Origin of the sequence: Thermoanaerobacter siderophilus SR4, assembly GCF_000262445.1 — a bacterium.
Lineage (GTDB): Bacteria > Bacillota > Thermoanaerobacteria > Thermoanaerobacterales > Thermoanaerobacteraceae > Thermoanaerobacter > Thermoanaerobacter ethanolicus.
In genome coordinates, this window is record NZ_CM001486.1 from 828263 (window position 1) to 843057 (window position 14795).

General features: G+C 35.5%; 14 protein-coding genes and 1 pseudogene. All 15 read right to left on the reverse strand.

Features of this window, described 5'->3' with window-relative positions; genetic code table 11:
• Positions 1-32: 32 nt before the first annotated feature.
• The 15 genes and pseudogenes from THESIDRAFT1_RS04040 to THESIDRAFT1_RS04110 all read right to left on the reverse strand — a co-directional run bounded on the left by THESIDRAFT1_RS04040 (position 33) and on the right by THESIDRAFT1_RS04110 (position 14774).
• Complete coding sequence (locus THESIDRAFT1_RS04040) at positions 33-569, reverse strand: ECF transporter S component (protein WP_003870709.1); 537 nt, start codon at positions 567-569, stop codon at positions 33-35.
• A 140-nt stretch (positions 570-709) separates the two neighbouring features.
• The gene (locus THESIDRAFT1_RS04045) at positions 710-1108 is read right to left on the reverse strand and encodes a DUF2118 domain-containing protein (protein ID WP_003870710.1); all 399 of its coding nucleotides are present in this window, start codon (positions 1106-1108) and stop codon (positions 710-712) included.
• A gap of 17 nt (positions 1109-1125) precedes the next feature.
• The gene (locus tag THESIDRAFT1_RS04050; protein WP_003870711.1) at positions 1126-1380 is read right to left on the reverse strand and encodes an OadG family transporter subunit; all 255 of its coding nucleotides are present in this window, start codon (positions 1378-1380) and stop codon (positions 1126-1128) included.
• Positions 1381-1392: 12 nt separating this feature from the next.
• Complete coding sequence (locus tag THESIDRAFT1_RS04055) at positions 1393-2943, reverse strand: acyl-CoA carboxylase subunit beta (protein ID WP_006569597.1); 1551 nt, start codon at positions 2941-2943, stop codon at positions 1393-1395.
• A 100-nt stretch (positions 2944-3043) separates the two neighbouring features.
• On the reverse strand, positions 3044-3445 hold the full coding sequence (gene mce, locus THESIDRAFT1_RS04060; RefSeq protein ID WP_003870713.1) for a methylmalonyl-CoA epimerase: 402 nt from the start codon (positions 3443-3445) through the stop codon (positions 3044-3046).
• Positions 3446-3466: 21 nt separating this feature from the next.
• Positions 3467-4402, reverse strand: coding sequence for a methylmalonyl Co-A mutase-associated GTPase MeaB (gene meaB, locus THESIDRAFT1_RS04065; RefSeq protein ID WP_006569598.1), 936 nt, complete (start codon positions 4400-4402; stop codon positions 3467-3469).
• A 2-nt stretch (positions 4403-4404) separates the two neighbouring features.
• On the reverse strand, positions 4405-4806 hold the full coding sequence (icmB, locus tag THESIDRAFT1_RS04070; protein WP_003870715.1) for a coenzyme B12-dependent isobutyryl CoA mutase small subunit: 402 nt from the start codon (positions 4804-4806) through the stop codon (positions 4405-4407).
• A gap of 12 nt (positions 4807-4818) precedes the next feature.
• Positions 4819-6498 carry an acyl-CoA mutase large subunit family protein gene (locus THESIDRAFT1_RS04075; protein ID WP_003870716.1) on the reverse strand — a complete coding sequence of 560 codons (1680 nt, stop codon included), beginning with the start codon at positions 6496-6498 and terminating at the stop codon, positions 4819-4821.
• A 123-nt stretch (positions 6499-6621) separates the two neighbouring features.
• Positions 6622-6987 (reverse strand): hypothetical protein, encoded by a 366-nt coding sequence (locus THESIDRAFT1_RS04080; RefSeq protein WP_003867801.1) that lies wholly within the window; start codon positions 6985-6987, stop codon positions 6622-6624.
• Between the two features lie 20 nt (positions 6988-7007).
• A complete protein-coding gene (locus tag THESIDRAFT1_RS04085) occupies positions 7008-8675 on the reverse strand; it encodes a formate--tetrahydrofolate ligase (protein WP_006569599.1) in 1668 nt (555 codons plus the stop codon).
• 25 nt (positions 8676-8700) lie between these two features.
• Positions 8701-10086 carry an ATP-binding protein gene (locus THESIDRAFT1_RS04090; protein WP_006569600.1) on the reverse strand — a complete coding sequence of 462 codons (1386 nt, stop codon included), beginning with the start codon at positions 10084-10086 and terminating at the stop codon, positions 8701-8703.
• 162 nt (positions 10087-10248) lie between these two features.
• A complete protein-coding gene (gene ftsH, locus THESIDRAFT1_RS04095; RefSeq protein WP_003870719.1) occupies positions 10249-12084 on the reverse strand; it encodes an ATP-dependent zinc metalloprotease FtsH in 1836 nt (611 codons plus the stop codon).
• A 71-nt stretch (positions 12085-12155) separates the two neighbouring features.
• Positions 12156-12701, reverse strand: coding sequence for a hypoxanthine phosphoribosyltransferase (hpt, locus tag THESIDRAFT1_RS04100; RefSeq protein WP_003867797.1), 546 nt, complete (start codon positions 12699-12701; stop codon positions 12156-12158).
• Positions 12702-12726: 25 nt separating this feature from the next.
• A pseudogene (gene tilS / locus THESIDRAFT1_RS04105) lies at positions 12727-14104 on the reverse strand (tRNA lysidine(34) synthetase TilS).
• Positions 14105-14183: 79 nt separating this feature from the next.
• Positions 14184-14774, reverse strand: coding sequence for a vWA domain-containing protein (locus THESIDRAFT1_RS04110; protein ID WP_004400971.1), 591 nt, complete (start codon positions 14772-14774; stop codon positions 14184-14186).
• Between the last annotated feature and the right edge of the window lie 21 nt (positions 14775-14795).

The following is a 14795-nucleotide window of genomic DNA, read 5'->3' on the forward strand; positions in this document are numbered from 1 at the left end:
TTATTAAAATTAAGCAGGCATAAGCCTGCTTGTTATTTATTATACACTTTTTTCAAAGACTTTACTATCATTGTTGTCAATATCACAGCTACAATAATCTCAAATATGCCATTTTTTAAAGCTACAAATAATGCAACCTTAAGTGGCATATATTTTAGAAGCACTGCTAAACCCAAAACACCGATGGTATTTGTTAAAGTACCTAATGCTGCTGCAATACCAACATTTTTAGTTAATTTGTAAGTATAATAAGCTACCACTCCTATAAAAATTCTAGGCAATATGGCAATTATAGGGTCAGCAAAAAGAGGTGTATTTTGCCTTATAAAGCTGGTAAGGCCAAAAATCAAGCCTATAAAAGCTCCTACAATAGGGCCTTCTAATACTCCACCTATAATTGCCGGGATATGCATTGTAGTAGCATTAGCAATCCCTAATGGAATGTAGCCCAAAATAGTGGTAGATAAAACAATAGATATTGCAGCCAACATCCCTGCTACAGTGATCTGCCTTAAAGAAATCTTCGTTAACTTGCCTTTTTCCTTTTCTCTAACTGCTTTAATTTGCAACCTACTCACCCCCGTTCCGGTTCCTTTTCAGGATACCGTTCCGAACGCCCAACAATATTAAATTTTTATCGGTTGTCAGGTTCGAAGACGATACCCGCAACTCTATTTTACCAAAAAAAGTCTTACTCATCAATAATTTTTTAATTCATAGTCACTAAAATATCTCCTGTGTTTACGGAAGAGCCTTTAGAAACATGTATGCTTGCTATAACTCCTTCTTCAGGCGCCATTATTTCATTTTCCATCTTCATAGCCTCTAAAATTACTACGACATCTCCCCGCTTTACCCTGTCACCTTCTTTAACTTTTACATCAAGAATTGTGCCTGGCATAGGCGCAGAAATTACTTTAGAGCCTTTAGCTGCCGGAGAAGGAGCTTCAGCTTTTGAAACTGGCTCTAGAGTCGTCTGAGTTTGAGTTACTTTAGGCTGTGAAACAGTTGCCATTTGTGTTATGTTAGAAACTTCATCCTTCTCTTTTATCTCCTCTACTTCAACTTCATATACTTTGCCATTTACTGTCACTTTAAATTTCTTCACAAAAATTCCTCCTTCAGTTACAATCTTGTTCTCATTTGCTCCTGCCGCCCCACTCTAGCCCAGACTGGAGCAGTCTCTGGAAATCTTACTATAGACTTTACATAAAAAGTACTTGTATCAGCTTGTAGATACAAAGCTATTGCCGCTGTAATTGCAGCGATAAGCTCTGTATCTTCTTCTTTTCCCTCATTTACTTCCTTATCAATACTTTTTACTTCTTCTTTTTCCTCATCACTAAAGACTTTTTTTAAAAACTCCAAAAAACCTTCCATAAAAGCACCACCTTATAGAGGTATATTGCCATGTTTCTTAGGAAGACGACTCTCTCTTTTGCTAGAGAGCATATCAAAAGCTGATATAAGCCTTGGCCTTGTCTCAGAAGGAATAATTACATCATCTACATAGCCACGAGCTGCAGCCCTGTATGGATTTGCAAAATTATCTCTGTATTCATTTATCTTTTGCTGCCTCACTTCTGCAGGATTTTCTGCCTCATTGATTTCATTTTTAAATACAATGTTTGCTGCTCCTTCTGGACCCATAACCGCAATCTCTGCCGTAGGCCATGCAAATACTATGTCAGCCCCTAAGTCTTTGCTGCACATTGCAAGATAAGCACCACCATAAGCTTTTCTCACAATTAAAGTCACTTTTGGTACAGTAGCCTCAGAATAAGCGTAAAGCATTTTTGCCCCATGTCTTATTATCCCGCCATATTCCTGATTTGTCCCAGGCAAAAATCCAGGTACGTCAACTATGCTTAGTATGGGAATGTTAAAAGCATCACAAAAACGAATAAATCTTGCTGCTTTATCAGAGGCGTTTATGTCAAGCACTCCTGCTAATACTCTTGGTTGATTTGCCACAATTCCTATTGTCTTGCCATTAAGCCTTGCAAAAGCTGTAATTATATTTTCTGCGTACATCTCCTGTGACTCTAAAAATTCTCCATTGTCCACTATTTCTCTTATTAATTCTTTCATATCATAAGGCTTATTAGGGTTGTCTGGAATTATCTCCATAAGCTTCTGAGATATTCTATTAGGATTATCCCCCGTCTCATATTGAGGAGGGTCTTCTAAATTGTTAGAAGGTAAATAACTCAATAAATTCCTCACCATTTTTAAAACTTCTTCATCATTAGGCCCTCTAAAATGTGCAACACCACTTACCCTATTGTGGGTTATTGAACCGCCTAATTCTTCAGGAGTAACCTCTTCTCCAGTTACTGCCTTTATAACTTGAGGACCTGTTATAAACATCTGGCTGGTTTTATCCACCATAAAAATAAAATCTGTCAATGCCGGTGAATAGACGGCCCCTCCCGCACTTGGACCCATTATCACTGAAATTTGAGGTATAACGCCGGAGGCTAAGGTATTTCTGTAAAATATGTTTCCATAACCTGAAAGAGCATCTACTCCCTCTTGTATGCGAGCACCTCCTGAGTCGTTAAGACCTATTATAGGTGCTCCCATCTTCATTGCCATGTCCATCACTTTAGTTATTTTTTTTGCATGATATTCTCCTAATGAACCACCTAATACAGTAAAGTCCTGCGCATATACATATACCAATCTTCCGTCTATCGTACCGTAACCTGTCACAACCCCTTCTCCAGGATATTTTTGCTTTTCCATGCCAAAGTCATAACAACGATGCTCCACAAAAGGGTCTATTTCTACAAAACTGTCCTTGTCAAGAAGCTTATATATTCTCTCTCTTGCAGTCAATTTTCCCTTTTCGTGCTGAACAGCTATTCTCTTAGCTCCTCCACCTTCTAAAACTTTTTCTTTCCTTCTTTTAAGTTCTTCTATCATATCATGGACGCTCATACAATTTCCTCCTTATAGCCTTACTGCAATTTAATAGTAGCAGTTATTATTAGTACCTCCCAAAATAATATACCACATACTTTCCAAATACACAATAAATTTAATCCCTCTGGCAAAGCTCTAAAAGAACTCCATTTGTACTTTTAGGATGTACAAAAGCTATTTTAGCACCTCCAGCTCCATATCTCGGTACCTCATCTATAAGTTTAATTCCCTTTTGTTTTAATTCTTCCAAAGTCTTTTCAATATCATCTACTTGAAGGGCAATGTGCTGTATACCCTCTCCCCTTTTTTCTATAAACTTTGCTATAGGGCCATCATCGGAAGTAGACTCCAAAAGCTCTATCTCACTATCTCCTACTGGAATAAAAGCTGTCTTTACCTTTTGCTCTTCTACTACTTCTACCCCTGTTATTTCAAGACCTAATACATCTTTATAAAATTTTGATGCTTCTTCAATACTTTTAACCGCAATACCTATGTGGTCAATTTTTTTTATCATTTTAATACCTCCTCATAAAATCTAATTAAAAACATCTTTGTACAATTCATCTGCAAAAGTGTAAGGGTCTATTTTTTTATCTATCACCTGTTGCAGCCTGGATGAAAATTCCTTTTCTCGAATTTTGTCAAAGATATTCTTCATCAATTTATTTTTTATGCTTTCAATTATTTCCATTTTTAATCTTTCAATTCTCCTTTCTTGAAAAGTTCCACTTTCTATCAAATAACTTTTATGGTCATCAATTTTATCAATAAGTTCATCAATCCCTTTATTTTCTTGCGCAGCCACTTTTACTACCGGTGGTCTCCAATCTTTTTTTTCATCCAAATCCAACATCATATTAAGTTCAACTACGGTTTTGTCTGCTCCCTCTTTGTCACATTTGTTTACGACAAAAATATCCCCTATTTCCATGATTCCAGCTTTTATAGCTTGTACATCGTCCCCCAAGCCTGGGGCTAAAACCATCACTACTGTATCGGCAATTTTTACTATGTCAATCTCTGACTGGCCTACTCCCACTGTCTCTATAAAAATGTAATCCATGCCGGCTATATCTAAAATTCTCGCTGCCATATATGTCCCTTTGGAAAGACCACCAATATGACCTCTTGTGCCCATGCTCCTTATGTAAACATTAGGATGCTGAGATAAATCCTGCATTCTTATTCTGTCTCCTAAAAGTGAACCCCCTGTAAAAGGGCTAGTGGGGTCTACTGCTATTACTCCTATTTTTTTACCTACATCAACTAAATTTTTAATTAATTTGTCTGTCAATGTGCTCTTACCAACACCCGGCGGCCCGGTAATGCCTATAATATAAGCATTACCAGACCTTTCATAAAGCTTTTTTATTATCTCTTTGGCTTTATCCTCATAGTTTTCCGCATAAGTTATAGTTCTGGCAATAGCCCTTTTATCCCCTTTTATCAAAAGTTCTTCTAAGTTCTCCATTTTTATACCGCCCTATTGACATGTTGTTTTATATATTCAATCACTGCAGAGGTAGGCGTACCGGGTGTAAAAATTTCCGCTATTCCATTCTCTTTCAAAAAAGGTATGTCTTCTTCGGGAATGATTCCTCCTCCTATTACTAGTATGTCATCTGCTCCTCTTTCTTTTAAAAGCTTGGTTATCTTGGGAAATAAAGTGTTGTGAGCTCCTGACAAAATGCTTAAAGCTACAACATCTACGTCTTCTTGTATGGCAGCTTCTGCAATTTGCTCAGGAGTTTGCCTAAGCCCTGTGTATATCACTTCCATTCCCGCATCTCTTAAAGCTCTTGCAATTACTTTTGCTCCCCTGTCGTGACCGTCTAATCCCGGCTTTGCCACTAATACTCTTATAGGTCTGTCCATATTTATCCTCCTTTACAGTATAATCTGCTGCTGATATTCTCCAAAAACAGAACGCAGCACATCTGTAATTTCACCTAATGTCGCATATTCCCTTACTGCATCTAATATCCAAGGCATCAAGTTGTCGTCTCCTTCTGCAGCTTTTTTCAATGCCTCTAAAGTCTTTTTCACACTGGCATTGTTTCTCATTTCTTTTACTTTAGCGATTTTTTGTTTTTGCAATTCTTCTACAGCAGGGTCTACTTTTAAAAGCCCTTTTGGCGGCTCCTCTTCAATTTGGAATTTGTTAAGCCCTACTATTACTCTTTCACCAGATTCTATTTCTTTTTGATATCTATATGCACTTTCTTGTATTTCTTTTTGTATATATCCCAAATCAATAGCTCTTGCCGCTCCTCCTAATTCGTCAATTTTCTTTATATATTCAAAAGCCCTCTTTTCAATTTCATCCGTCAATTTTTCAACATAGTAACTTCCGGCCAATGGATCTGGAGTCTCACAAACACCACTTTCATAAGCAATAATCTGCTGCGTCCTTAAGGCAATTCTCACTGAATCTTCTGTTGGAAGAGCAAGAGCTTCATCTCTACTGTTTGTATGTAGTGACTGAGTACCTCCTAAAACCGCAGCCAAAGCTTGAATAGTAACTCTGACAATATTGTTGTCTGGTTGTTGCGCAGTAAGAGTGGAACCTGCCGTTTGTGTGTGGAATCTCATCATCATTGACCTTGGGTCTTTGGCGTTAAATCTTTCTTTCATTATCTTTGCCCACATTCTTCTTGCTGCCCTAAATTTAGCGACTTCTTCGAAAAGGTCGTTGTGGGCATTGAAGAAAAAGGACAATCTTGGAGCAAACTCATCCACATCAAGACCTGCTTTTATGGCTGCCTCTACATAAGCTATCCCATTTGCCAAAGTGAAGGCCACTTCCTGTACTGCTGTTGCTCCTGCTTCTCTTATGTGATAACCGCTTATACTTATGGTATTCCACTTAGGAACATACTTGGAACAATACTCAAAAATGTTAGTGATAAGCCTCATAGAAGGACCTGTTGGGAAAATATAAGTTCCACGAGCCACATATTCTTTTAAAATATCGTTTTGAATAGTCCCATTCAACTTATCTGGAGATACCCCTTGCTTTTCTGCAACTGCAATGTACATTGCAAGAAGTATTGCAGCAGGTGCATTAATCGTCATAGAAGTACTGACTTTGTCGAGAGGAATGCCGTCAAAGAGAATTTCCATGTCGTAAAGTGAATCTATGGCTACACCGACTTTACCAACTTCTCCTTCAGCCATTGGATGGTCAGAATCATAGCCTATCTGTGTAGGTAAGTCAAAAGCTACGCTCAAACCCGTCTGCCCTTGAGACAAAAGATATTTAAACCTTTTATTCGACTCTTCTGCAGTTCCAAATCCTGCATATTGCCTCATAGTCCAAAATTTGCCTCTATACATAGTAGGCTGTACGCCTCTTGTATAAGGATATTCTCCTGGAAAACCAATCTTTTCGAGATAATCTATATCACTTATGTCGTAAGGTGTGTAAATCTCCTTAATCTCTATCCCAGACGAGGTCTTGAACTCCTTTTTCCTCTCAGGAAACTTAGTTAACACCTTTTGCCTTTGATTGACTTCCCATTCTTCTTTCTTGCGCTTAATTTTTTCTAATTCTTCCTTGTCAACCATAAAAAACCCTCCTTTAATTTTCCCCTTTTACATTATAACACAAATTTTTAACAAATGTTTACCTTTTCATTAGAAGTTTCTTTTTTAGCAAAAAAGCGGCCAAAGAGAAGACCTCTTCGCCGCCTATCTAGACATTTCCTCAATAACACTTTTTAATTCTTCTACAACTTCATTAAGCCCAAAATAGCCCTTTTGCATCTTAAGTTTTGCCAAAAGCCTTTGATATTGTCTTAATGTTCCCATTATAATAACGTCAGATTTTTCAACACTCATATTTACGCAACCTCTTGCTACAGCTGCTTCTCCTCCTATAGCTAGCATCTCCTGTTTTATTATGTTAGCAGCTGCTGGATGTACATCAAAGAGCTTGACAACCCTGAAAACGGCTTTTGGTGCCATAATATCTACAGAAATTTCTTCAGCTTTTATTTGGCTAAGTTCCTTTTTCGCCTGTGACAAATTTTGTATATCTAATATTTCTTTTTTCATCTACTTTCATCTACACTCCCTTAAAACAGTCCTGTTATTCTTCCGTTTTCATCAATGTCTATGTTTTCTGCTGCCGGATGCTTTGGAAGGCCTGGCATTGTCATTATATCACCTGTCAAAGCCACAATAAAACCTGCACCTCTTGAAATTCTCAGTTCTCTTACTGTTATTTTAAATCCTCTCGGACGTCCTAAAAGTTTTGGGTCATCTGAAAGAGAATATTGAGTTTTTGCCACAACTATTGGCATCTTGTCAAAGCCTAGTCTTTCAAGGTTTGCTATATCTTTAAGAGCAGAAGCAGTATACTCTACTCCATCAGCTCCATATATTTCTGTTGCAATTATGTGCAATTTATCTTTAATTGGAAGTGTTTCATCATACAAAACGTGGAAGTTGGAAGGTGTCTCACAAGCTTTCACAACTTTTTCAGCTAACTCTATTCCGCCTTCTCCTCCTTTTTCCCAAACTTCCGCTACCGCCATATCTACTCCTATTTTTTCGCAGGCCTTTCTTACCTCTTCAATTTCCCTTTCAGTATCAAAAACAAACCTGTTGAGAGCTACAACCACTGGTACCCCAAATTTCCTCACATTTTCAACTTGCTTTTCAAGATTTTCTATTCCTCTTCTTACTGCTTCCACATCTTCTTTTTGTAAGTCTTCCTTCTTAACTCCTCCATGCATCTTTAAAGCTCTTACAGTCGCTACTATGACGGCTGCATTGGGTGTTAGTCCTCCAAACCTTGACTTTATGTCAAAGAATTTTTCAGCTCCTAAATCTGCACCAAAGCCTGCCTCTGTTACAAGATAATCCGCCAATTTTAAACCATATTTAGTGGCAATTAAGCTATTGCATCCATGAGCAATATTTGCAAAAGGCCCTCCATGAACAAATGCTGGAACGTTTTCAATCGTCTGCACTAAATTAGGTTTTATAGCATCTTTTAATAAGACTGTCATAGCTCCATCGGCTTTTAAATCTCTTGCAGTTACAGGATTGCCATCTTTATCATATGCTACAATTATGTCGCCAATTCTTATTTTTAAATCCATCAGGTCTCGTGATAAACACAAAATTGCCATTATTTCCGACGCCACAGTTATTATAAAACCATCTTGTCTTGGATATCCATTTGCTTTTCCTCCAAGTCCTACTATTACTTCTCTTAAAGCCCTATCATTCATGTCCATAGCTCTTTTCCATGTAATAGTCCTTATGTCAATATTAAGTTCATTTCCATGATGGATGTGATTGTCAATCATAGCAGCTAGTAGATTATGAGCAGCAGTAATCGCATGTAAATCTCCTGTAAAGTGTAAATTTATGTCCTCCATAGGTACAACTTGAGAATATCCTCCCCCAGCCGCTCCACCTTTTATTCCCATAGAAGGACCTAATGATGGCTCTCTTAAAGCTATCATGGCTTTTTTACCTATTTTAGCAAGAGCCTGTCCTAATCCTACAGTAAGTGTAGTCTTACCCTCGCCTGCAGGGGTGGGAGTTATCGCTGTGACAAGAATAAGCTTGCCATCTTTTCTGTCCTTTATTTTCTCCCATAACGCAGGAGAAATTTTTGCTTTATACTTGCCGTAGTATTCTAGGTAGTCTTCCTCAATGTCTAACTTTTTTGCAACCTCCCTTATATGTAGCATTTTCGCTTCTTGAGCTATTTCAATATCAGATTTCATAAATTTTCCCCTCCAGCTTTTATTTTTATCTCTCACCTAAAATTATTTTTACAAGTGTACCTTTGCCTTTTTTACTAAAAATTTTAATATCACCATTGTACATCTCTGCTATGCTTCTGCAAATCGCAAGTCCTAATCCTGTTCCTTCTTTCTTAGTTGTAAAAAGTGGCTCAAGAACTCGTTTAAGATATTTTTTCTCTATACCACCTCCATTATCCGCAACTCTTATTATTATCTTTTTTGTGTGATGATTATATTTTGTATTCAATATTATTTTACCATTCTCTTCAATAGCGTGAAGGGAATTTTGTACAATATTTAAAATAAGCTGTTTAAGATGATTTTTGTTCATTTTCACAAGTGGAACATCGCCAAAACGCTTTTCTATTTTAACCCCTTTTTTGGTAGCTTCCGCTTCAAAAAGAAGCAAATACTGATTTATAACAGTATTTATGTCTATTTCAGCTTCCCCTTCTTCTTCACTGTTTCTCACTATGCCAAGGTAATTTTTTATTAAGCCCAATACTCTATTTACCTCATCTAAAATAGTCTCATAATAAGTAGAACTATCTGGATGCTTAGCCTGTAAAAGCTGTATAAAACCTTTTATAGAAGTTAGAGAATTTTTTATCTCATGAATAGTTGTTGCCGCAAATTCCCCAGCAATTGTGTATTTCTCAGTTTGCTCAATCAATTTTTTATATTTTAAATCCTCAGTTATATTCTTTACAGTGATAACTTTCCAATGGTCATTATTTAGCTTACCATACTTTAGTAAAAGCACTCTTTCTTCAATATTATTTTTGGAAGGAATTATAATTTTCTCACCTTTGACTAATCCTTCTTCTGATGCATTGAGATCGTATTTTTTTATAATTTCGAAAAATTTTTCATTTACAAATCTCGTATATTTTATACCAAATAATTCACAAGCCTTGTTATTTATATAAACTACGTTGAATTTGCCGTCAACTACTATAACTCCTTCTTCTGTAATATCCATAACATCTGTAGGACTTTTAAACAAATTAAAATAATGTCCTGGTTCTATTTTAAAATAATTTCTCAATTTTACAAAACCTAAATAGGCTATTTTATCCCCTGCAGTGTTAGTTATAGAACTCAACCTTATGCTAAATGACATTTTTATGTTATATTTTGCTGTAAGCTCTATAATAAGCCCATCCTCATAGGGCCCTATTTCCTTATACTTTAAGATATGGTAAAAAAAATAATCATAATTTTCTACATCATCAACACTATACCCCAATATCTCAAGAAGCCTCTTATTTATGTAGACCACTTTGCCACTTAAATCTTTCAATATAAAAAAATCATGGGCATTATCCAAAAGATTACATATCCATTGCAACGGATTTTTGCTAGAATCAGAAGCTTTGTATAACTTCACGGTATCCCCCCTTTTTCTCCCTTATCTTTTGTTTAAAAATTTACTTTTACTAATATATTAGACACAAAGGTATAAAAATCCTTCTTCTTTTCAATAATTTTTTTATTGTTAACTAAAACTTTTGTAAAAAAATAATGTATAAGTCTTACGACTTATACATTATTATGCAAACTGCACCCCATTTATCTCTTCTCCATGAAAAACTTTTTCAAACTCTTCTGCATTAAGTTTCTCTTTCTCAATCAAAGCCTTTGCAACTCTATGGAGCTTATCCATATTGTCTTTTAAAAGGGTTTCTGCTCTTTTATATGCCTCCTCAATTATCCTTTTTATTTCTCTATCTATCTCGGCAGCAACTTCTTCACTGTAATTTCTCGTTCTTCCTAAATCACGCCCTAAAAATACTTCTTCACTTCTCGTACCAAAAGTCATAGGCCCTAATCTTTCACTCATGCCATACTCTGTAACCATCTTTCTCGCAATATTTGTAGCTCTCTCAATGTCATTTTGTGCTCCTGTGCTTATATCATTTAGCACTAAACTCTCTGCCACACGCCCACCTAAAAGGTGAACTATCTCATCCATCATCTCGGACTTTGACATATAGTATTTATCTTCTTCCGGAAGAAGCATAGTATATCCTCCAGCTCTTCCTCTTGGAATTATTGTAACCTCGTGAACAGGTGGGGTATTAGGTAAAAGCTTAGCGACAACTGCATGGCCTGCCTCATGGTATGCCACCAATTTTTTGTCTTTCTCAGACATAATCCTACTTCTTTTTTCAGGCCCTGCTATAACTCTTGTTATGGCCTCCTCCAGCTCTGCCATAGTTATCTGCTTAAGTCCTCTTCTCGCCGCCAATAAAGCTGCTTCATTCATGAGATTCTCAAGGTCTGCTCCAGTAAATCCTGGAGTTCTTCTCGCTAGCACTTGCAAAGATACATCAGGAGCCAATGGCTTATTCCTCGCGTGTATTTTTAAAATTTCTTCTCTTCCTTTTATATCAGGAATACCAACAGTAATATGCCTGTCAAATCTTCCTGGTCTTAAAAGAGCAGGGTCTAATATATCTGGCCTGTTTGTTGCGGCAATCACAATTATACCTTCGTTGACACTGAAACCATCCATTTCAACTAACAATTGGTTCAGTGTCTGTTCTCTTTCATCATGTCCGCCACCTAAACCTGCACCTCTTTGTCTTCCCACTGCATCTATTTCATCAATAAAAACAATACAAGGCGCATTCTTTTTGGCTTGATCAAATAAATCTCTTACTCTTGCAGCACCTACACCAACAAACATTTCTACAAAATCAGAACCGCTTATGCTAAAAAATGGAACCCCCGCTTCTCCTGCTACAGCTTTTGCGAGAAGGGTTTTTCCTGTACCTGGAGGCCCTACTAAAAGAACCCCTTTAGGTATTCTGGCTCCTAACTCAATAAATTTTTTAGGGTATTTTAAAAATTCAACAATTTCTTGTAATTCTTCTTTTTCTTCATCCGCTCCTGCCACATCATTAAAAGTAACTCTTTTGTCTTTATCAGTAACCATCCTTGCTCTACTTTTACCAAAAGACATCACTTTGCTTCCTCCCCCACCTTGTGCCTGTTGCATAAAAATATACCAAAATATAACCAAAACAATAATCAAAAACAAGGAAGGAAGCATCTGAACCCACCAAGGTGGACCTACTTGCGGTTCATTTTTAAAGTCTAATTTTCCCTCTAAAATATATGGATTTACAAAATTCATAAAATTTGTCACATCCGGAATACTGCTCTTAAACTCTGTCCCATTTTTTAAAGTTCCTTTAACTTCATTTCCCGCAAGAGTGATGCTTTTTACTTGGTTAGAGTTAATATACCTAATTAACTCTCCATAATCTATATTTGCTAGCGGTGGTGTACTTTGAGAGTACAACTGTACCATAGCATAAATAGCTATAAAGATTAGCAAATAGAGCACCATGCTTCTAATTATCTTGTTATTATCGTTCAAATAAGGCCCCTCCTTCAAACAAGTCCAACTACCTTTAATCTATAATATCATATCTCCTTTAAAAAACCAAATCATTTATACAGCTCTGGCTTTAAAACCCCTATAAATGGGAGATTTCTGTATTTTTCATCAAAATCTAATCCATAACCAACTACAAATTTGTCAGGAATTTTAAATCCACAATAATCTACTTTAACGTCTGCTTCTCTTCTTTCAGGTTTATCTAAAATAGTGCAAATTTTTAAACTTCTAGGTTTTCTTTCTAATAAAGTCTTTCTTAAATAAGAAAGTGTTAAACCGCTATCTATAATATCCTCAACTATGAGCACATCTTTCCCTTCAATGTTTATGTCATGGTCTTTAATTATTTTTACTATTCCAGAAGACTGAGTAGAAGAACCATAACTGGAGACTGCCATAAAATCTATTGATAAAGGTAAATCTATCGCACGAGATAAGTCTGCCATAAACATTATTGCTCCTTTTAAAACCCCAAGGAGGACAAGGTCTTTCCCTTGGTAGTCTTTTGTAATTATTTGTCCTAACTCTTTCACTTTTTCTTTTAATTGCTCTTCCGTAATCAAAATCTCCTGTATATCTTGTGTTGGACTCGACATAAATTTAACCTCCTCTTTTTTTATTTTATCCTTTGGTATACTCTATCACAAGGACATTTTTTTGTATTTTCATCTACTTTAAATTTATCACTCATTCTATAACCTACAACCCACACAATTTCATTGTCTATGGCTAATAAAGGAATGCTATCTCTTATTTCGCGGGGTATTTTCTCGTCAATAAAAAATTCTTTTAATTTTTTACTCCCCCCCAGGTTAAGAGGAGAAAAAATATCCCCTGCTTGCCTATTTCTAACTACCACATCTTCCTGTATTTTATCATAGTCAAAAAATTTCGTGTATTTTCCTATGTTAAGTTTTTTTATTTCTTCAATCCCTAAAACACTAGCTTTAAATTGCCCAACACCACATATCTTAGTAATTCCAGGAATATTTAATTTTGCCCAAAAAGTCTTGGCCTCTTTTTCTTTTACTTTTCTCATTATAAGATTATTATAGCTTTTTAAAGCCTCAATTTCAAAGGGTAAATCAATTTTTGAGGAAGTTGGTTTGTCTAAAAGGCTTAAAACATCCTCTACATGGATGTATTCTAATCCATAAATATCTCCTTTTAATTTTTGGTACATAAGCCTAACTAAGCGTCGCTGAATAGCTGGATGCTGTGCCCTCAGTTTTTTTATATCAGAAAAAATTTCCTCTTGATTAAAATAGCAAACCTCATTAAAAATCTTTTCACACTCTTTTTCTAAATAGTCATTCTCCTCTAAAATAATTTTTGCCATCCTGTAGATATTTTCTATTATATCTACTTCAAAAGTTTCATTTATATAGGGAATTAATTTAAGTCTTACTTTATTTCTCTTATATAAATCTTCATAATTTGTAAAATCTATTACCGGCTTTAAATCTTTTTCCTTGATGTAATTCTCTATTTCTTCCCTTTCTATTTCAATGAGAGGCCTTATTATATTTCCATTTACCGGTTTTATTCCAATGAGACCAGCCATTCCAGAACCTCTTATTAAATTTAAAAAAACTGTTTCCACTACGTCGTTCTTATTATGGGCTACTGCTATTTTATTACCCTTAACTTCTCTTAATACTTCCTCAAAAGCCTGATACCTCACATATCGTCCAGCCTCTTCTTCCGAATATCCCATTTCTTTGGCTATTTTTTTTACATCTTTTTCAAATAAAAAAAATGGGAGTTTCAGTTTGCGGCACATATCTTTAACAAATTGCGCATCCCTTTTAGCTTCTTCTCCTCTTATCATATGATTAACATGTACTACATACAACTTAAGATTAAATAAATCTTTTAAATTGTATAAAATGTCCAGCATACACAAAGAATCAGGTCCGCCGGAAACCCCCATTACAATTTTATCATTTGCCTCAATCATTTTATACCTTTTAATTGTTGAAATAACCTTATCAATCATTTCTTAACCCCTTATAGCGATATATACTCATGTTATATAATGATTATATAATATCCTCCTTTTTAAATCAAACCTCTTTTTATATTCCTACTATATTTTCGGCATTTATCTCTTTTTCTTCAAAGAAAAGAATAAGTTTTTCCATTTCAAAGTCCATTAGCGTTTTTGCATAAGCTACGTACAAATCAATTTTACCTTTTCTTTTGTTAAGATATTTAAAAAGTTTTCTTTTATTATTTATAACATAATTTGCCTCTCCTTTGCTTATTTCTAACAAAAGAGCAAGTTTTAGATCTACATACTCACTTAAATTTGCGACATAATTTATAATTTGCACTTTTATATAAGGATGCATTTTTTCTAAACTTTTGCCACTAATATTTTTTATACTCTGGTCAATAACATTTTTTAAAGTCAATTTCACAGATTCTTCTACCACTTTGGACAAAGTTTTATCTAAAAGCTGAATAGATGTATAACATCTTATTCCCCCTAATTTTTCAATTGTCTCCATCATCTTCTCATTAAAGCTTTCCTTTTCTAATAAACTTATGACATTTACAATTACACCTCTTTTTCTCATCATCTCTATAATTTGCTCCCATTTTGCTGACAAATCAGTTATATCGCCGTCAGTAATAATGACCATTTCTTTTAAAATTATAGACACAAAAACCCCTCCACAAAAGTA